The organism is Streptomyces sp. NPDC001717 (genome assembly GCF_042892775.1).
Classification (GTDB): Bacteria; Actinomycetota; Actinomycetes; order Streptomycetales; family Streptomycetaceae; genus Streptomyces.
Window position 1 is genome coordinate 38,160 of the sequence record NZ_JBIAUK010000037.1, and the last position, 19,072, is coordinate 57,231.

Annotated in this window: 14 protein-coding genes and 2 pseudogenes; 8 read left to right on the top strand and 8 right to left on the bottom strand. The window is 71.0% G+C overall.

The window, feature by feature from the left end:
* Positions 1-58 precede the first annotated feature (58 nt).
* Positions 59-409, top strand: coding sequence for a hypothetical protein (locus ACFYZL_RS35580; RefSeq protein WP_388684795.1), 351 nt, complete (start codon positions 59-61; stop codon positions 407-409).
* Between the two features lie 5 nt (positions 410-414).
* Positions 415-675 (top strand): hypothetical protein, encoded by a 261-nt coding sequence (locus ACFYZL_RS35585; protein ID WP_388684797.1) that lies wholly within the window; start codon positions 415-417, stop codon positions 673-675.
* Between the two features lie 270 nt (positions 676-945).
* Here ACFYZL_RS35585 and ACFYZL_RS35590 read toward each other — a convergent pair whose 3' ends face one another.
* Positions 946-2,586 carry a carboxylesterase/lipase family protein gene (locus ACFYZL_RS35590; RefSeq protein WP_388684800.1) on the bottom strand — a complete coding sequence of 547 codons (1,641 nt, stop codon included), beginning with the start codon at positions 2,584-2,586 and terminating at the stop codon, positions 946-948.
* A 233-nt stretch (positions 2,587-2,819) separates the two neighbouring features.
* Between ACFYZL_RS35590 and ACFYZL_RS35595 the strand changes: the two genes are divergently transcribed.
* Positions 2,820-3,824 (top strand): MerR family transcriptional regulator, encoded by a 1,005-nt coding sequence (locus tag ACFYZL_RS35595; RefSeq protein WP_388684802.1) that lies wholly within the window; start codon positions 2,820-2,822, stop codon positions 3,822-3,824.
* 646 nt (positions 3,825-4,470) lie between these two features.
* On the opposite strand, the gene fdxA is transcribed toward ACFYZL_RS35595, so the two are convergent.
* A complete protein-coding gene (fdxA, locus tag ACFYZL_RS35600) occupies positions 4,471-4,821 on the bottom strand; it encodes a ferredoxin (protein WP_388684805.1) in 351 nt (116 codons plus the stop codon).
* A 95-nt stretch (positions 4,822-4,916) separates the two neighbouring features.
* Between fdxA and soxR the strand changes: the two genes are divergently transcribed.
* Positions 4,917-5,381, top strand: a complete 465-nt coding sequence (gene soxR, locus ACFYZL_RS35605; RefSeq protein WP_384743400.1) for a redox-sensitive transcriptional activator SoxR — start codon at positions 4,917-4,919, stop codon at positions 5,379-5,381.
* A gap of 563 nt (positions 5,382-5,944) precedes the next feature.
* Positions 5,945-6,541, top strand: coding sequence for a hypothetical protein (locus ACFYZL_RS35610; RefSeq protein ID WP_388684807.1), 597 nt, complete (start codon positions 5,945-5,947; stop codon positions 6,539-6,541).
* On the opposite strand, the gene ACFYZL_RS35615 is transcribed toward ACFYZL_RS35610, so the two are convergent.
* A complete protein-coding gene (locus ACFYZL_RS35615) occupies positions 6,464-7,036 on the bottom strand; it encodes a TetR/AcrR family transcriptional regulator (RefSeq protein ID WP_388684809.1) in 573 nt (190 codons plus the stop codon). The two genes, ACFYZL_RS35610 and ACFYZL_RS35615, sit on opposite strands and share 78 nt — an antisense overlap.
* A gap of 199 nt (positions 7,037-7,235) precedes the next feature.
* Here ACFYZL_RS35615 and ACFYZL_RS35620 point away from each other — a divergent pair, with 199 nt between their 5' ends.
* The gene (locus ACFYZL_RS35620) at positions 7,236-7,973 is read left to right on the top strand and encodes an SDR family oxidoreductase (protein ID WP_388684812.1); all 738 of its coding nucleotides are present in this window, start codon (positions 7,236-7,238) and stop codon (positions 7,971-7,973) included.
* 555 nt (positions 7,974-8,528) lie between these two features.
* On the opposite strand, the pseudogene ACFYZL_RS35625 reads toward ACFYZL_RS35620, so the two are convergent.
* A pseudogene (locus ACFYZL_RS35625) lies at positions 8,529-8,704 on the bottom strand (AAA family ATPase); the annotation flags it as partial.
* A 522-nt stretch (positions 8,705-9,226) separates the two neighbouring features.
* Between ACFYZL_RS35625 and ACFYZL_RS35630 the strand changes: the two are divergent.
* On the top strand, positions 9,227-9,736 hold the full coding sequence (locus ACFYZL_RS35630; RefSeq protein WP_388684814.1) for a hypothetical protein: 510 nt from the start codon (positions 9,227-9,229) through the stop codon (positions 9,734-9,736).
* Positions 9,737-9,907: 171 nt separating this feature from the next.
* On the opposite strand, the gene ACFYZL_RS35635 is transcribed toward ACFYZL_RS35630, so the two are convergent.
* The 4 genes and pseudogenes from ACFYZL_RS35635 to ACFYZL_RS35650 form a co-directional block, all read right to left on the bottom strand.
* A complete protein-coding gene (locus ACFYZL_RS35635; RefSeq protein WP_388684816.1) occupies positions 9,908-14,002 on the bottom strand; it encodes a hypothetical protein in 4,095 nt (1,364 codons plus the stop codon).
* Between the two features lie 77 nt (positions 14,003-14,079).
* Positions 14,080-14,187, bottom strand: a pseudogene (locus ACFYZL_RS35640) (DNA-binding response regulator); the annotation flags it as partial.
* A complete protein-coding gene (locus tag ACFYZL_RS35645; RefSeq protein WP_388684818.1) occupies positions 14,175-15,422 on the bottom strand; it encodes a sensor histidine kinase in 1,248 nt (415 codons plus the stop codon). The pseudogene ACFYZL_RS35640 and the gene ACFYZL_RS35645, both read right to left, overlap by 13 nt.
* A 1,503-nt stretch (positions 15,423-16,925) precedes the next feature.
* A complete protein-coding gene (locus ACFYZL_RS35650) occupies positions 16,926-17,690 on the bottom strand; it encodes a MerR family transcriptional regulator (protein ID WP_388684820.1) in 765 nt (254 codons plus the stop codon).
* Between the two features lie 148 nt (positions 17,691-17,838).
* Here ACFYZL_RS35650 and ACFYZL_RS35655 point away from each other — a divergent pair, with 148 nt between their 5' ends.
* Entirely contained in the window at positions 17,839-18,786 is a 948-nt protein-coding gene (locus ACFYZL_RS35655) for a hypothetical protein (protein WP_388684823.1), read from the top strand.
* The last annotated feature ends 286 nt before the right edge of the window (positions 18,787-19,072 follow it).

Sequence of the window (19,072 nt, forward strand, 5' to 3'; positions counted from 1 at the left end):
GAATGGAAGTGACCAATCAGGTTTCGGGTGCGCGGCTTGCTGCGCCGAGGACGCCCTGGTGGCGCAGGCGCACCATCAGAGCCACAACGGGGTCCGGGTCGAGAGGATGATTCAGGACGACTCGCATTTCATCGTCTCCGTCCAGCGCTGCGGCCTCTGTTCGCAGGCCTTCGCGAGCGTCTTCACCGAGTACGTTGACTGGGTCGCCTCACAGGACGCACAGTACCGGACCGTTCTGCCGATCACGGAAGCCGAAGCGGACGACCTGAAGGCGGGGCGGTTGAGCCCACACCAGGTCGGAGCCCTCGGACACGGCCGCCGCCATCTGCAGAGCGACTGGCCGAGCGGGGCCGACGAGCCGTCCGTGTACTGGGACAGCGGCGTCTTCGCAGTACGCGAGGGGTTCTGACCCGGATGGCCTCGCCGGCCTGGCTCCGCCCCGTCTGCGGCCGCACGCCTCTGGCCGCTGACTGCAACGCGGCCCGTGTCGCACCCCTGAGCTGGGCAGAACCGCTCCTGTCCGCGCTCGTCACCGCCGGAGACCGCCAGATGCACCCCCGGTTCCCGGCCGTGGCCGAACAGCTCGGCTGGACGACCCCGGCCGGCACGCGTCCACACACCGCCTGGAGCTACGAGGTCCTCAAGGCCCATCAGCACTGGCGCCACCGGCGTTAAGCAGTCGGCCCTCCTGGGACCGTGCCCTGTTCCTGGTCAGATCGGTCCTTCCCACTCGTCGATCCAGTGGGCAGGAAGGCTCAGCGCCGCGAGTCGCTCCAGGTTCTGCTGGGCGGGCATCTCGTCGGCGGCCACGTGGGTGGCGTGTTCTGGACCGCCATGTCGAGGCCGGGTGCGTACCCGGTTTTCCGCCGCGGATCCCGGCTCCGGTCTCCCGCCGGACCACCTGAAGCCGCGCGGGAGGGGAGCCGGGCACGCGCGCGGGGAGGCTCACTGGGACAGGCGGTCCCAGAAAGAGCATTCGTGTGCGGAATATGCGTCGGTCGGGTGGATGCCGCCTGGTCCCGGAGCCAACGACTGGACCGACGGCGCGTGAGATGACCACGGGCGGAGGGTGGGCCATGGCGCGGCGTCGGGAGCGTTCGGGTTGCCGGTGCGCGCGAAGTTCGTCCAGTGGTCGACCATCCGGTCCGACAGGGCGCGCTGGTCGTCCGTCAGCGGTCGCTCAGTGGGGAAGGAGGAGAACAGGAACGGCATCTCGAAGCCGTGGGCCGCACCGTAGGGGAAGCCCGGGTTCGCAGGCAGACCGGCGAGGACAGGAGCGTGCGGGTCGTTGAACTCGTAGCCGTAGAGAGGCAGGCCGGGGGCATGCGCCGCGATGGCCCGGCCGGCTGCCAGCGTGGTGCACGTGAAGGATCGGTCGGTCAGCACCGAGGCCCAGGCCAGCGCGGGAGAGGCTTGGTGTGCTGCCGGATATCGTGCCTCGACGGCCGAGGCCGCAGGCCCGAAGGCGTCCGCCAGACGGGCGCGGTAGTCACCCTCGTTACGGATCGGGAAAGCGGCGAGTGACAGCCCGACGAACATCCGCATCTCATCGTGGTTGGTGCCCAGGATGACCGGCACCCGGTGAAAGCGTCCCGAGGCCAACGCCTGGTCCGGTGCCACGGGCAGCAGCGTATTGCCGAAGGCGGGCCGGTTGAAGGACTGCATCAGCTGCGCGGTGGCGAGACGATCCGTGCTCTGTCCGCGCAGGCACGCCAGGGCCTCTTCCCCGCCGCCCGCGGTGCAACCCAGTTGCCGGGCGGCTTCCGCACCGGCCGTCTGGACGTCGGTCTGTGAGGCGAACGGCTCGTAGGACGGTGTCCCGGGGCCGAGTGCGCCGCGCGGGAAGGACGTGAGGCAGGAACCGCTCTGGAGGACGGCCCGCTGGAAGAGTCCGGCGGCGGTCGGCGAGGTGAGGTGTGCACAGACGCTGAGGGCGCCCGCGGACTCACCGAACAGCGTGACACTGCCCGGATCACCGCCGAAACGCCCGGCGTTCGCCCGTACCCAGCGCAGGGCGGCCTGCTGGTCCGCCAGGCCGAACGGCGGGGCGGCGCCCAGCCCGGAGTGGCCGAAGTAACCGAAGATCCCCAACCGGTAGTTGACCGTGACGACCACGGTGTCACCGCGGACCGCCAGTCGTTCAGCGCCGTAGTCACTGCCGGAACCGCCCAGGAACGCACCGCCGTGCATCCACACCAGCACGGGCCGCTTCTTCCCGGCCGGTTTCGTCGCCGGCGCCGTGACGTTGAGGTAGAGGCAGTCCTCCGAGCCGACGACCGCGCCCGCACCCGGTGTCGGCATCTGCACACAGCGTTCAGCCGGCCTCGTCGCGTCCCGGACACCCTGCCACGCGGCGGCGGGCACAGGGGCACGCCAGCGCAGCGGTCCGGTCGGTGGCGCGGCGTAGGGAATGCCGTCGAAGGTGGTGTACGAGCCGTGCGACACACCTCGTACCAGGCCGTGGTCGGTCCGTACGACGACACCGCCCTGCCCCGCGGAGTCAGGGGAACGGGGGCTTGCGCCGGCCGCAGGTACGGCGGTGGGTGCGAGCAGTGCCACCGCGCACAGCAAGGGGAAGAGCACCATATGGAGTCCGGTTCTTCGGGATGGACGCGGTGGCGTCGTGGTCGGGGACATGGGTACCCACCGTTCTTGGGTCGGGGATCTGGGACTGCATGGGACGACGCCGCACGTGGCCGTACGCTGCTGCACCGGCCCGGTCGGACCGGAAGGGGGGCTTGGCCAGGAGAACGGTGCGGAGCGCCGCCGTCAGTGATCAATACGCTAGGACCTCCCGCGCACTGGAGGTTCAAGGGACTGTGACGCAAGACACGTGGAGCATCGGTGAACTCGCGGCCGGAACAGGTCTTTCCGTCAAGACGCTCCGCTACTACTCCGACAGCGGTCTGCTGCCCGTGGCCGTCCGTAGCGCCGGTGGTCATCGGCGCTACGGCCCCGAGGCGTGGGAGCGGATCCGGCTCATCAGACGCCTGCGAGCGCTGAACACCCCGATCGCGGCCATCACGCAGGTGGTCACAGGCGAGTGCACGCTCGGCGAACTGGTGACGACCGAACTCGAAGGGGTGCAGGAACGACTGGCCGAGCTGCGGTGGCGCGAGGCCACGCTCAAGTCCCTGGACGACTGCCCGGGCGAGGAACGGCTCCGGCGCCTGGAAATACTGTCCCGCGTGCAGCGGCTCCCGGAGGCGCATCGCACGCTCACCGATCACTGGTACCGCGAACTGTCCGCGGCCCTGCCCAAGCGCCGACTCGACATCATGATCGCAATGCTGGCCCCCACCCCGCCGCAAGACCCCGTCCCCGCTACGGCCCTGGCCTACGCCGAGCTGCACCTGCTCATCTCCACGCCCGGCTTCACCCGCTGGACCCAAGACCACGAGGAGGAGATGAGGGACGGCCCGGCCTTCTACGCGGAGATCGACGAAGCCGCCGCCATGACGGCCGCCGCTCTGGCCCAAGGGCTGCCGCCCGGCGCAGGGGACGCGGTGGACGCGTTCGTGTCCGCCCACGCACGGGCCCGACAGGAGTCGGACACCCCCGCCTTCCGGGCGTACCTGCACGGGCTGGTGTCGCGCTCATCCGGCTTCGACCCGCGCCTGGAGCGGTACTGGGCCCTGGTCGGCACCGCTACGGGCGGGCGCGTGCTGAACATGACGGTGGCGCATCGGTGGCTGACCGACGGACTGTCGATCTCGATCGCCGGGAGCGCACCGGGGACTCGGAGGGGGTCGGGCTCCGGGGAGCCGACGAACGGCTACGAGGGCGCCCCACCGAGGAGGCCGCCGTCGCCCCCCACCGCCTGAGCACCGGAGCCACGTGGGCCTCCGCCCGCTGCCCCAGCCACCTTGTGTGGTCACTCAGCGGCGCCTCCACCGCGTCGGCAAGGACTGCCGCGTGGCCTGCGACACGCTGGTGGAAGTCAGGGCAACGACGGCCCGGCTCATGCTGCCTTCCCGAGCTGACTCACCTCGGCTCAGTGGTGGCTGGCGGGAGCATCCGGGCGGAACCCACAACACGTTGGGGTCCCCCACCCGGCCGACATCCTTGCGTCACCACGGCACCGACCGGACCACACACGTCCTGCCCCAGGCTGGACAACGCCGCCCCAGGCCCCATCCCGGCCGGCGACCCCGAGGGCGCGGGGCGCATGCCCCACGATCCCTGATAACCGTCACCGACCACTCCCACTGACACAAACCGGTGCATCACACGCAGGCCCGGGTGACCCTCTTTCACAAGGCCTGGGCCTTCGACCCGTTGGACGCGTCAGCTCCGCTCCCCCGCCCGGGTTCTTCCCCCTATTGCCACTCACTACGAGAAACCGCCGTGCCTTCGCAGAAGTCGCGATCGCGACAGAGATGGAACCTCCGGTAGAGGGCTGTGCACGAGCGTGGTCGACCGGTACCGCGAGACACCGATTGAAGATCGCCTCCCAGGTGGCGGTTATGGTCACGTACCGCCCGACGGCCTGTTGGCTGGGTCGGCTACCTGAATCGGCAGCGCCGCGACGAGCGGATGGTCCCTTCCGACCGGCCCGAGCTTCGCGCTGCTGCCGGGGGAGCCCATGTCGGAGAAGAACTCGGCGTTCACGGCGCTGAAGTGCTGCCATTCCTGCGGTGTGTCGTCCTCGAAGAAGATCGCCTCGACGGGGCACACCGGCTCGCAGCCTCCGCAGTCGGTGCACTCGTCCGGGTGGATATAGAGCATGCGCTCTCCCTCGTAGATGCAATCGACAGGGCACTCATCGATGCATGCCTTGTCCTTGACGTCCACACAGGGCAAAGCGATCACAAACGTCATCGGGCTGCCATCCTCTCCGGATCGTTTCTGCTTGCCGTTCTGACGCAGCCGACCGTAGGGCCTCAAGTAGGCTTGAGGACAAGAGGAGGCTCTGGATGACGAGCGATCATTCCGTCGGTGTCCGGGCTGCCCCGGACGACTGGCTGAGCATCGGCGAGGTGAGCGCGCGGACCGGATCAGCGGTCTCCGCTCTGCGGTTCTACGAAGAGCTCGGCCTGATCGCCTCCGAACGCGACGAGCGCAATCAGCGCCGCTACCCGCGGCACATGCTGCGCCGTGTCGCTTTGATCTCGGTGGCGAAACGAATCGGCATCCCGTTGCAGGACCTCCGGGAGGCGTTCGCCGATGTGCCGCTCGACCGTCCGCCGAGTCACCAGGAGTGGCAGCGTGCCTCGCGTGGCTGGAAGCGTCGGCTGGAGGAGCGCCGGCAGACCATCGAGCGCCTCGAGGCCGAGCTCACCGGGTGTATCGGCTGCGGATGTCTCTCGATGAAGGCGTGTGCTCTGTTGAACCCCGGCGACGCGCTCGCCGAGGAAGGTGTAGGGCCCCGGCGGCTGTGAGGGACGGCGCACGGCTTCGGTGTCTTCCTCAGCTCGGCGCCCTCGCCATCGCTCCACTCGCCATCGACCAAGCCCAGCCGAGGCCCACGCCTCCGCGCAGGACAGGCCCGCATCCGGGCCGCGCGGCACGCGCACCGGGAATCCGGACTGCACCGCCCCACACGCGCGCTCGCTCTCGCGCTCGCCCCAGGGCTGCGGACCGAACTGGAGCACCGCCGACTGCTAATGTCACTGTGCCGGGCGGCTACGACCAGCCGCAAGGCCAACAGATCTTCCTCGGCGACCGAACCCATCCTCGACGTGAACGTCGCCGGGTCCGCTCTCTCGATCGTCAGGGCCGACCCCGAGACGGCTGTCTCCCCCTACGTCCTGGCCCACGGGAAGATCCGGGTCGACCGGGCCGAAGGCTTCCTGAGCGGGGGCGATACCCCTGCCACGACGAACACCCTGCCTGACAGAGCGTCACTGCCATCCGAATGAGAAATCCTCTCTACCACGGTGAGAGACCACGCCGCCCGCCCCTACTCGGGCACATCACCACCCCGGGCCCGGAGACCACGGCCGTGCTCCGCCAAGCCGTCGAGAGCACCGACGCCTCCGCCGGCATCGCGGCGGCCGCAGCCCACCACCGGCTCACCGGCGAGGCCGAGCCGGAGCTGCGCACCTTCGAGAGCCTGCTCGCAACGGCAAAGGGGCCGACCCACTGGTGCCGGCCTCACGCCCCTCGGCCACGCCGCCCCGCTGCTGCCGGTCATCGAGCCGCTCCTGACCGCCCGCTGCGACTGGACCCGCATGGCGGCCGCCGAAGCACCACACGCCATCACCGGGTCCCCCGAGCGGCCGTGCCCGTCCTCGCCGAGTTGGTCTCCTCTTCTTCGGTCGGGCTCAGCGCCCTGAAGGCCCGCGCCACCATCGGCGAGGTCCCCGAGAACCGCCGCTCCATGCTCAGGGCCTTCGCCTTCTCCCCGCTCCGTCTGCTGGGCGACACCCCTGCCTCGGAGGAGACCCACCCGGACGAGGAACTGCGAGCCCTCGCATGGAGGCTGCTCACCGACGGGTGGGCGGGGCCGGCCGAGTCGTCATCAGTGGCGGATCGTGAGGCCGTCCAGGGTGAGGCCGAGCAGGCGTTCCGCCCGCTGTCGGTGTTCCGCCCCGGCTGAGGTGAGGGCGATGCCTTCCAGGGCGGCGCTGATGTCGGTCGGCTGGATGTCGGTACGGATCGCCCCCGCGGCCAGGCACGCGTCCATGAGCGAGGTGATGGCCGCCTGGATCAACTCCCGGCTGTGCCCGTAGGGGTTGCTTCCCGTGGCGGCGATGGCGCGCAGGCCGTCGATCATGCCGTACTTGGCCGTGACGTAGTCCAGGAAGAGGCGTGCCCACGCGTGCAGGGCCGCTACCGGCGGCTTCTCCGCGAGGAGGGCGGGCGCGGCGTCACACAGGCGGGCCACCTCGTTGCGGTAGACGGCTTCGATCAGAGCTTCGCGCGTGGGGAAGTTGCGGTACAGGGTCCCGCTGCCCACGCCCGCTTCCTTCGCGATGCGTTCCAGGTGCGCGTCGGGCCCCTCCGTCGCGAACGCGCGCGCGGCGGCCGCGAGGATCTTCTCCCTGTTGCGCCGCGCGTCGGCCCGCAACGGTCGCTGTGCTCTGTCGGTCATCGGTGTCGCCATCTCCTCTCCAGAACCAGCCACCCGTCACAAGTCGCCAGTCGCCAGTCGCCAGTCGCCAGTCGCCAAGCGCCAGCGCACTTGCAAAACGGAGGCTCCTCCACTTAGCTTGCATCAAACGGAGGCGCCTCCGATTTTGCTGCGCACCACCGTACCCACTCGCCCGCGTACCGCGAAAAGGAAGTCGAGCATGTCCGGCATTCAGGGCAAAGTCATCGCGATCACCGGCGCCAGCAGCGGCATCGGCGAGGCCACCTCGACCCATCTCGCCGCGAGGGGCGCCCGGCTCGTACTCGGGGCCCGGCGCGAGGACCGGCTGAACGCCGTCGTCGACGGCATCACGGCGAAGGGCGGCACCGCCACGGGCGTACTCGTCGACGTCACTCGCCGCGAAGACCTCCAGCGCCTCACGGACACGGCCCTCGACCGGTACGGCCGACTCGACGTCCTCGTCTCCAATGCGGGCACGATGGCCGTCTCGCCCTTCGACGACCTGCGCCAAGACGACTGGGATGCCATGGTCTCCACCCACATCACCGGGCTGCTGAACGGCATCGCCGCAGCGCTGCCCGTCTTCCGCCGGCAGTGCTCCGGCCACTTCGTCAATGTCGGATCGACCGCGGCCCACGTCGTCAAAAGCCCCCAGGCCGTGTACGCCGCCACCAAGACGGCGGTGAAGGTGCTCACCGAGGGTCTGCGCCAGGAGTCGGGACCGGACCTGCGCGTCACCCTCGTCTCCCCCGGCTTCACCCACACCGAAGGCATCGGGAAGGGGGCCGGCCCCGAGGTCGCGGCCGCGATGACCCGGCAGCGCGACGAGATCGCCATGCCACCGTCCGCCGTTGCGTCGGCCATCGCGTACGCCATCGACCAGCCCGACGGCATCGACGTCGGCGAGATCATCGTCCGCCCCACCGCGCAAGCCTGACGGACGGAAGGCCGATCCCGCTGCGCGCCCGCAGCCGCGGGTGTCCCCTGGCGCCTCCGGGCCACCGTGCTCTGCCAGTGGCGGGTGCGATGCCGGCGTGTGACACGAAAGCGGCGTCCCGCAGCCGCGCCGCGCGCGCCCGTGAATTGCCGGGCGATCAGGGGCGGTCGGGTGTGCGCATCAACCGGTACAGGAGGACCCCGGCGACGCAGAGGCCGCGCGCCGACACGGGACATCCGCCGCTGTCGGACAACAGACGGATGTCGGTGGCGGGCAACAGGCAGTGTCAGTGGTCGGCGACACGACGGGTGTCAGTAGGGATCGACGTCGCCGGTGTCGACGGCGCGGAGGCTGTACTGGGCTCAGGTTCCGGGGAGGATGCGGCGCGTTTCGTAGGCCCACATCGCGATCTCGACCCGGTTGCGGGCGCCGAGTTTGGGCACCCGGTCCGGGCCGTCTACTGGATCTACCGCCGATAGTCCGGCAGCCGCGATCGCCTGCCGGCGGACATCAGTGACGGCCTTGCGAAGGGCCGTCGAGTGGAACTGACAACGATCAGCAGGCCTTCACCGGTTCCTCTGCCCGCGCCCGTGTCGAGCGAGCCGGTAGGAGTCGGTGTCGATGATGGGGCCGTTTGAAGCGATGGCGACGCCGTTCTTCTCCTCTCGCCCGGTCAGCATCTGGAAGAGGAGCTCAGCGCCCACGCGGCTGCAGAGCAGATTGACACGGCCGGGTCCCAGAGCCGGCAGCACCCTCGGGGTCGGCGGCGTACGCGCGGACGCCGCCGTCGTCCCTCGGAGTGTCGGCAGCGGGGACGCGGGCAACGTCGCAGTCCCCCAGGTGGAGCCCGCCGCGACCGCCGTGGGATGAGGACGCGGCGGCCCACAGGGCGGTGGCGGCGCCCTGGGACGGGGTCTTGGAGCCGGCGCCGATCACGTTGCCGTGCCCGTCCCCCCGGCCGCGGTCGATCTCTTCACGAAGGCCACGTTCTCCACCCTCGAACTGCCCCACCAGGGACACCCGCCGCGCCGGCGGCCCGGCAGCGGCGCTCGCGATGGTGTTCAAGGTCGTCGAGACCGCCCAGGGCCCGATGGCGCGCGATCACCGGCGCCCGCCTCGTCCCGCCGGTCCGCGCCAGGCCCGCCTGGAACGCGGTCAGCTCGTCGAACGCCCAAAAAGGCCTCGCAGCATGAAGGTGCTCAGCTGACACACTGAGGCCGAAGCGCGGAACCGCACAGAGGACCCGGACGCCCATGCCGAACCCACTCGACGCTCCAGACGCAGTGTCAGCCTCGGCCGAACTGCTCGAGGACCTGCTCGACGACTGCAACCCATTCGTGTCGTCCATCGAGCTGTCCCCCGTAGTCCCGGTGACTGGGACCACACCCGGTCATGACTGGATGACGGGTCTCGCCCAAGCCGTCTACAACGCGGGGGCCAGTGGACACCAGGTAGGAAGGTCGGTCGTCCCGTTCGAGTCACCGCGAGGCTGGCGCGACGTTCTCCGCCGAGAGGTCACCGACGGGTTCATGCAGCCCGCCAACAGGTGGCCAGACTCCAACGTGCGCAATCCCGTTGAAATCCGGCAGGCAGGCGAACTCGCCGACGGCATCGCCGACCTCATCGAAGCCCATCTGGGGCCCGTCCGAAGCTCGGGCGACGTCGACGGCCCCCGCATGGGCATGGGCGCCATATGGTCGCGGAACCTGCTGTTGGTCACCAGCGACTGGGCCGCCATCCTCTTCCTCGGGGTTGATGACTGACGGAACACGTCCCCGTCAACAAGGCCGCCGCCTCAGCGGCTCTCGTCGTCCACGACGCTGACCATTGCTCCCGGGTGAACAAACAGGGGCTCCAAGCTCGTCGCGCCGTATTCGGAAGCATGGACCCACAAGGCCCTTGGCTCGCGGCCTTCCGACGTGATGCCCGACCCATCAGACCGCCCAGGCTCGGGTGAACCGCTCGTGCGCGGGTGCCGGGACCGCAGCGGGGGCTTCTGCCGGGGTGGCGGGTTTGGGGCGCGGGGCCTTCGCGGCGGTCAGCTCCTTGCGGACGGCTCGGTGGTGTTCGAGGGACCAGGAGTTCCAGCGGCGGACGGTGCGGTCGGCCGGGCGGTCGAAAGCGTGCAGCTGGAGCTGGAGGGCGGCCGCGTCACGGCTGACACCGAGAGCCGCCGCCACCTCGTCCACCAGGTCCGGGGCGCTGAACAGCGGGTTGTTCTCGTACTGGCCAGGCGGAACGGGGGTGGTGGCGGACCGGTCCGCCAGCCTGCGCAGAGCGGTGAGCAGATCGGCAGGCAGGTCCGCAAGCCCGCCGAGCAGGACGCGGGCACCCTGCGCCGCGGGGTCTCCTATCGGGCGCTCGGCGAGAGCCCAGGCGACAGCGGTGGCGGCGGCCTGCACGTCGTCGACCTCCAGAGGCTTCTCGAGGCGGCCGGTGAGCAGGGCCGTGGCCCAGATCTCCGGGAGTCCGTGGTCCGCCGCGAGGGCAGCGGCATGGCTGCCGTCGTCGGTGTACGGGGCGCCACCGAGCAGCCGGGTCCAGGCCATGGCCATGCGTTCCGCGGCCGCGGTCATCCCGCCGGGGGCCCAGAGCTCCGCCGGGTCGCCGGGCAGAGCGGCGGCGAGCACCGTGCGCCGGCCGGCCGGACCGAGCTGCCGCTGGAACTCGTCGTACGCGTAGAGCATGTTCCGGTCGGCCTTGTACGGCTTGGAGCGGACCAGCTTGCGGTGCGCACCGTAGTCGTCGCTGCCGGCGAATCCGTCGAGGACCAGGGCGGCGATCGGGCGCGGCACCCCGGTGCGCCAGCGGAACAGGTCCACGGCCTCGTCGGGCACCGGCAGCGGGCCCTGTCCGGCGAGCAGGGCAAGCAGGCGTGGCAGCCGTGTGGTGTCATCGGCGGTGACGGTGTGCGTGGCCCACTCTTCGGCATCGGCGGGCACCGGATCGGCTGCTCGCTGGAGGAAGGGGGCGAGGCCGCTGCGGTCCGGGCCGGAGGCCACGGCGAAACCGTCCGCGCGCAGTGCGGCGATCCGCTGCTCCGGGGCCCTGCCGGTCCGCCAGGAACTGTCCGCCTCCGCGAACGGCTGCCGGCTCCATACGCCGAGCAGTGCCGCGAGCGCCTGTCGGTGCTCGTCGGGGGTGGCCGCGACGACGGTCCGCCAGGCCACGGCATCGATCCGGCCGGTCAGCACCGCCCACTCGGCGGGCGGCGCGGGCAGGGCGAGCACCCGCACCTCGTCGTCGATCTCGCCGCGCAGGTACCGGCCGTCGGCGGCGACCGAGGTGAGGAGGGCGGGCTGTGGCTGCGGCTGTCGTTCCTCGTAGCCGCGCAGCTGGGGCAGCAGGCCGTGGAGGGCCGGGACGAGCCGGTTGTCCGGCGCCGGGTCGGGCAGGTCGACGACCGGCCCGGCCCGCATGACGGAGACCCGGTGGGACAGCTCCTGGCGGCGGCGCAGTACGTCGGCGGCGAGCCGGACGGCGCGGTCGACGCCCTCCTGGACCCGCGGGTCGGTCACTCCAGGCAGGGTGCGCCCGATGCCCTGGTGCAGCAGTTCGCGCACCGCACTGTCCGTGACCGTCCGCAGGACACGGGACGAGGGCTCGTCGCGCGGGGTGAGGAAGTGCCAGAAGGCAGGTGGCGGCACCGGCCCGGCCAGTTCGCCCAGGGTGGCCCGGCTCCGGGTCCGGTGGCGGCTGCCGGGGAAGCCCTGGACCTGCCAGAGCAACGAGTTGTCGCCGGCGGCATGGCAGCGGATGGTGGTCCCTCCGGCCATGACGGCGTCCTCACCGCCGAGCGGCAGGGCAAGGATTCCCCACGGGCGACGGCCCCAGTTGTTGCTGCGGTAGGAAGCGGTGCGGCCGTCGACGGACTCCAGCACGAACTCGCGGGGCGAGGGACCCGCGTACGGGGTGCGGTAGTCGACCCGGCATCCGGTGAGTGTGCCGTCCTGGCCGAGCGGGGAGGGCGGGGCGCCGGGCGGCAGTGCGGCGAGGATGCGGTGGTCGGAGAAGGGCTTCATGCCGGGCGGGGACCGGTCGGGGTCGTGGAAGGCCGGCAGGGTGCGGTCGGCGGTGGGAACGCCGGTGGCCGGGTCGAGGCGGTTCCAGCCGCGGTGGTCCTTGCTGAACACCTTGGTGCTCCAGAAGGTGTGGCCGTCGTTCATCTGGTAGTCGCGGTGGCCGATGCCCTCGTGTCCGCCGGCCCGCAGGATGCGCTCGCCGTCGAACCGGCCGCCCCCGTCCCGGGTTTCGAACTGGTAGCCGAGGCCGCCCTGGATGCTGCCGCCGTAGGGGCGCAGCCCGTACGTCTGCTCCGGTGCGAACCTTTCGCCGGGGTGGTCGGACCAGTAGGCGGTGTGGGAAGGGTTCTCCTCGTGCTCCTCGTTCCAGCCGACGAGGAACTGGCCGCCGACCCAGTGCACGGTGTGGCCGAGTGCGCCGTCGGGCAGTTCCAGTGTGTGGTCTGCGCGCAGCCCGGCGTGGTCGACGGCGAAGGCGCGGGTCTCGCCGTACACGGTGAGCACCGGCCAGGTGCAGGTGACGTGCACGGTTTCGTCGGGCCGGAACGCGGCGAGGGCCTGGTCCAGGGCGGGCCAGCCCAGCTCCTCGGGGAGCCCGGCACGCAGGGCGCGGGCCAGCGGACCGGTGAGGTCGAGTGCGTCGAGAGCCTCCTCGATGCCGTCCAGGGCGATGGCGGTGGGCCGGTCGAGGAGGCCGTGCAGCTCGTCGACGGCCTCGTCGGCGGCGGCGAGTCCCCCGCCGCGCAAGGCGTCGAGCAGCTTCTCCACGCGGGCGTGCACCTCGGCCGTGATGCCCGGATTGTGCGGGAGCCGGCTGATGGCAGTGCCGCTGATCGCAGCGCCGCCGCGGGTGCGGAGCCCGGCGTGCACGGTGCCTTCCAGCCGGGGGCCGAACACCGGGTCGGTGGCGAGTGCCTTGAGGTCGCGCTGGGAGTGCTCGCCCCAGAACTCCAGGCTGATCGCAGCACCGGGGTCGTGGACGGGTACACCCTCGGCGAGGCAGAGGTCGAGGAGGTCGGCGTCAAGATGCGGCCAGCGGTAGCGGTCCTCGTGCAGCCGGACCGGGGCGCCGTGCGCGCGCAGCAGCGGAGCGAACCGGCCCACCAGGTCCAAGAGTTCCGCGGGCATGGGCTGGCGGGTCACTCCACCGCCGCTGACCGTGCGGTGCGAGTATCCGGCGGCGTACCGGCGCAGCCAGTCGCCGAGGCCGCCCTCCGGGGCGATCCGGCCGGCCGCGGCCGCGTCGGCGGCACCGCACGCGATGAGCAGCCGCAGCCAGGCAGCCGCGTCGTTCTTCGACTCGGGAAACAGGTCGAGGAGGGCCGTGGCCTGTTCGTCGGCGGGCGGGTGGTCGCCGAGCGGGCCGGCTGCCGCGTCGAGCAGCCGGTCGGGTACGGCCTTGCCGCGGGCCGCGGCCAGCACGCTGCCCAGCACCCGGGCCTCCTCCTCGCTGCCGAGGCCGGCCGCACGGGCCGAGTCCCGGACCCGGCGCGCCAGATCGGCGGGAAGCTCGCCGGGGGACGCCGCCCAGGCGCTCAGCAGGCGGACGAACTCGTCGTGCGCGTCATCCGCATCGAGGACACCGGCCAACCAGGCCGCCGCTCCGCTGAGTTCACTGGCGGGCAGGGCGCCGAAGCGGGCGAACAGCAGCTGATTCGCCCGCCGCCAGTCGGGATCGACCGGCAGCGCGTGGGTGCGCTCGGCGGCGCGGGCCTGCGCGTAGGCGCGGGCGGCGGAGCGGCGGTGCGTCTCCATCATCCAATGACCGATGGTGTCCCAGAACCAGGGAAGGTGGGTGGCCGGCAGGCCCCGGGCCAGGCGCTCCGCGTCGTCCACGAACCGGCCGGGCTTCTCCCAGGACCGGTGCCGGCTGCTGCCTGCCCGTTCCAGCGTGTCGCGGGCGTCGGTTTCGACGCCCGGCCCCTGCGTACGTGCCCAGTCGGCGTAGGTCTCGGAGATGCGGTGGTTGGCTGGGAGTGGAACAGGAGTTCCGGTGTTGCTGGTCATACGTGTGATCTTGCCAGGTGGTTCTGACAGCGGGTCCGGGGGATTCCGGGGCGTCGGGAACGACGATCGCGTTCCTGCCCGACGCCGTCGCCGGCTTCAGCGGCGACCTGGAACCCGCCCATCTCCAGCACCTTGATCGAGCCGACCCGCAACCACACCGAATCCTCGGCGATCACCGCGCGCACGGCAGCTCCGCGGTGATGGTGGTGGGCCCGCCGACGGGGCTGCTGACGTGGAAGGCCCCGTCGAGGGAGCCGACCCGCTTGGCCAGCCCGGTCAGCCCCGTGCCGGCGGCGGCGTCGGCACCGCCCAGCCCGTCGTCGGTAACGCGCACTCGCAGCACCTCGCCGACCTGACTGACCATCACCTCCGCACGCATCGCGTTGGCGTGCTTCGTTGCGTTGGTCAGCGCCTCAGAGATCACGAAGTACGCGACTGACTCCACGTTGGGCGCCACCCGCTCCTCCAGATCGACCCGCAGCCGCACCGGCAGGGGCGTGCGGGCAGCCAGCCCGGACAACGCCGCGTCCAGACCTCGGTCTTCGAGCACGGCCGGGTGCAACCCCCGCACCAGGTCATTGAGTTCGGCGATCGCCTCCTTCGCCTCCAGGTGCGCTCTCGTGATCACCTCGCGGACATCACTCGGCAGGTCCGGGCGGGTGGCAATGGCCAGACCCAGATTGACCGCGAGAGACACCAGCCGCTGCTGGGTGCCATCGTGCAGGTCGCGCTCGATCCGGCGGCGCTCCGCATCGACGGCCTCGATCAAGTCGGTCCGGCTCACCGCCAGCTGATCGACCCGTTCCTGGAGCCGCTGCGCCCGGCTGGGCCCGAGCAGGCCCGACGCCAGCCGCGCCTCGGCCCGGGCCACTGCCCGCGCGGTCCAGGGCAGGGCGCACAAGAGGAGGAGTCCGGCCGCTGTGTAAGCCGGCAGCTGGGTAAGGTAGCCGAACCAGTCCTGGCGGATTCCGGTTGGCAGCGCCCATGCCCAGGCGTAGGCGACGACGCCCGCCAGGCACGCCGCTGCCATCGCGAGCACCAGCAGCTCCAGCAGCGCGAGCAGCGGGCCCAGCAGGAGGTGGTAGCCGATCTTGCGCCAAGGTCGCGTCGCGGCGAGCCACCGGACGATCGAGGCCCACGTCCATTGTTTCGGCGCGGTGGGGGTGAGCCGGGGGACGTCCACGCCGATGAGCACCCGGTAGCGCGCCCGCTGAACGGCCGTCAGCACCGGGGCGCCGAGCAGGATCAGGGCGGCCGACACGGAAACCGTAAGGGGCCAGTTCCCCGTCCTGGCGGTAGTCGCCGCCGCCCAGGCCCACACGGGCACCAGCGCCAGGTGCGGCAGCATACCGGCGGCAAGAAAGCCGGTGTCCCGCTGCGCCCGGAGGACCGTGCGTATCAGTCCAGCTGGAATCGTCATGGCACGACGCTAGGGCACAGCAGGAGGACGGTTCCATGAGGCCTGTACCCGATCTCATGGTGAACCTAGTACCAGCTGTAGATCTTGATCTTGGCCCTGGGCGGACAGCATCTCGGGGCGGTAGGTCGGCTTCTGCCGGCCGCCGGCAGGCATGCCGGGCCTGGCGGAGCAGGCACTGTGCCCCGGGTGAGCATCGTCATCACGTTCTTCGTGGCGCCGGACGCCGAAGCTGCCGCTGCTGTCGCGGAGGGTGGTCCCGACGGGGTCTTCGAGTCCGTGACCTTCGGCAACTTCGATGTCGAGGAGGCTCTGATCGAGTGGGAGGGCATCTTCACCGGTCGGAGCTTTGAGGAAGTCCTTGACGACGATGCTACCGAGACTGTTGTCGACCCGGACGACGGCGAGGGTCCGCTCGTCCTCGCCGTCTCCGGCACCGGGCCGGGGCGGCCAGGTCAGGCCAGTCCAGCCGTCCGCGTTTCACGAAGCAGGGCCGGCTTCGGATGCTCGACGCCGCCAGGGGACGGGGAGGCGCCTCGTCCTACCGCTGTGGACAGTCCGGTTCCTGGGCTCGTTGGGCAGCGTGCAGGGCGTCCCCCTGCTGACGCCACGTTGCGGCTTCCTCTGGCCGACCGAGTTTCTCGAGAACGTGGGCCCGGTGCCAGGCGCCTGCTGGTTCGCCCGCTTCTGCGAGTTGCTTCCAGCACTCTGCGGCTTCTTCCAGGCGGCCCTGCCTCAGAAGGCAGTCGCCCAGGGAGTCACGGGCAGGAAGGCCGATCGGGCCGGGGGCGTCCATGGCTCTGCGGTACCAGTGTTCCGCTTCGGAGGCCCGTCCCATCTCGTCGAGAACGCCGGCGAGGTTCAACGGCGCCCAGGGATCGCCGGTTTCCACGGCCTTCCGGAGCCAGAACTCGCGCTCATCTTGGTCCGCCGCATACGTAGGCATGCTCTGGATCGCTGGGATCCATCCTGCCTGGGCGGCCCGCCTGCACCAGGACGCCGCCGTGAGCTGGTGGTCCTGGCCGTGCGGAGCCGCGTTCACTGCCCGGCCATGGTGGACCCGGGTCAGGGAGTACATCGCTTCGGCGTCACCGGCCTCCGCGGCGGCCAGGAGCCACTTCTCGGATGCAGCGTCGCCTTTGCTCCCGGTTTGACAGAGGTACTGTCCGAGCCGTTTCATCGCGGCTACGTCGCCGGCCTCAGCAGCCGGCTCGACCCACGGCTCCAAGGGCTCCGGACGCTTCGGTATCGCCACTTGGTCTCCGTCTCGACGTCGTCACCCGAGTACCCGGGTCCCGGGTACCCGAGTCCCTGGTACCTGGGTACTCGGGACTCGGGTACTCGGGACTTCACTGGCTGCAGTATCCCAACCGACTGCCGGCACCGCCGAGCAGGCAGATCCCCTGCGGGCGGACCGGATCCCGGGTCCCGGATTCGGGGGGCAGGAGCAGCCATTCGCCTCTGGCTGCGGTCGTGACCCGCCGAACAGCCCTTGGACGCGTGCGGTCAGCTCAGCCGGGCCTCGGCGTACACGGTCATCGCATCGCGCTGGTAGACGGCGAGTCCGTCGGCGATCTTGTCGAAGTTGGCCCGCATCTGCGGGTCGTCGACATAGCTCTGGCCCACTCCCTTGTACGCGACCGCGTTCGGGGTCCAGAACCGGCAGATGCCCTGGTAGTTGGCATCCACCTCGGCCTGTACCGCAGGGTCGGAAACCGGTGTGCCGGCCACCATGAACTCCGCCATGCGGATCATCTGCGCCGTCACCTCGCGCTGCCAGCGCTCCGTGTCCTCGGAGGTCATCGCGTCGACTGCCTGCCGGGACTGTTCCCACGCCTGCGGCCACCGCTCCCGTACCTCGGCCTCTGCCTCGGAGGGGGGCTGGAACCCCTCGAACAGGTTCTCCGGCTTGTTGATCTTCGTCATCTGACCCTTGTCCTTGCCTTCTTCCAGTTCGGCGATGGTGCGGCCGACCGTACGGGCCAGCGTCTCCAGCCGGTCCCGTTCCGTGAGCAGTCGCTGGTGGTGCTCACGGAGCACGGCCACCTGGTCGAGCCGGCTGTCCAGGACCGCCTGGATCTCGCGCAGCCCCAGGTCCAGCTCCCGCATCAGCAGGATCTGCTGCAACCGCAGCAGATCGGCCTCCTCGTAGTAACGGTGCCCGTTGCTCCCGATCCAGGCGGGCGGCAGCAGGCCGATCTCGTCGTAATGCCGCAGCGTCCGCGATGTCACCTTGGACATCCGCGCCACCTCCGCGATCGACCAGGCCATTTCCGGTGCTCCCCTCGCCGGGCCGGTCTCTCCGGCCACACACATGACCGTAGAAGTTGCCGCAACGGTAAGCGCAAGCCCGACTCCGGCCCGTGATGCGGATCCTGGCCCTGATCGGGCCGTCCGCCTTCGACGCCGTGCTCGCGGCTTGGCGGAGCGGCAACGTCAAGGACTGGGCGGCGCGTCGGGCAACGGGTTCGCAGGGCTCGTCCGGCTGCGGACGGACTCCGATGCCGGGCTGCGCGCCCTGGTGGAGTGCTGTGCAAGCCGCCGCCCCACCCCGTACAAGGCCGACGACTACGCCCTCCTGACGCACGAGGCGTACCGCACCACGTTGCGCGCGCTGCGCCGGGACCCGGCCGCTTCGCCGCGGACCCGGCGGGGCGCGATGGCCGCGCTCGTCGCGGGCGGCGGCGCCGACGGGCTCGACGCCCGCGACCTTGCGGCGATCGAGCGCCTGATCCGGGTGCAGATCGCGGACGAGACGCCGAGCGCACCGTCGCCTCAGCTCTCCGGCTGGTGGCTGGCCGTGCCGGGGGCCTCGTACGAAGGCCTCTTCGGCGCCCTGGACCTGCACCACCGGCGACCCATCACGTGCGCCACGGGCGTCGAGGCGTCGGGCCGGGAGATCCGGGTGCCCGTCCCCGGCGGTGACGGCGACCGTCGAGACCGTGGGCCATGTCTTTGTCACCCACCCGAATGGGACGGCGACCCGCTCCCCTGGGAGACCCACGCGGTCGACGACCCCGATTTCGACCCGGAGTACGACGATGCCCCGCCCAACGCGGGAACCGCCGGCGCGCGCACCGCCTGCGGCCACCTCTCGGTCGACCCAGCCATGGTCGGCTCAGGCACCGAAACCCGCGGACACGGCTGGCTCGCCCTCACCTCCCCACACGCCGGCCACGGCGCCTTCCCCGGCATCCTCCCTCTTCTGAGCCCTCACTCTGCGAGGCGGTGCTCCGCAGGCAGGCGGGCGCTACGTCGACAACCTTCCCGTCAAGGTCCGCGTGTACCGCTGGGAGGACTACGGCTTCAAGCTGACGCCCAGTTCCCCAAGTGGGAGAGGGGCTGCACCGGGACCGCCACGCCGTAACCCACACCAGCACAGGGCCGTGCCCGGCGCACACCGGTGCCGGGCACTGCCTCGTTGTCCACCCAGCGGCGATCACATGGGGCCACACCAGCCGGCACCGACGCCGGTCTAGGAATCTGCCTCGACCTGGGTCAGGAAGCCCGGTCGAAGGCCAGCGTCGCGTTCGGGCAGTCGGCGGCGTACCGCAGCAGTGCTTCCCGCTCGGCCTGTTTCGCGGTTAGGGAGCACCAGTGCTTGGTCGCCACCCACTCGCCGAGGTACCGGCAGTGCACCGTCGGGGCCGACT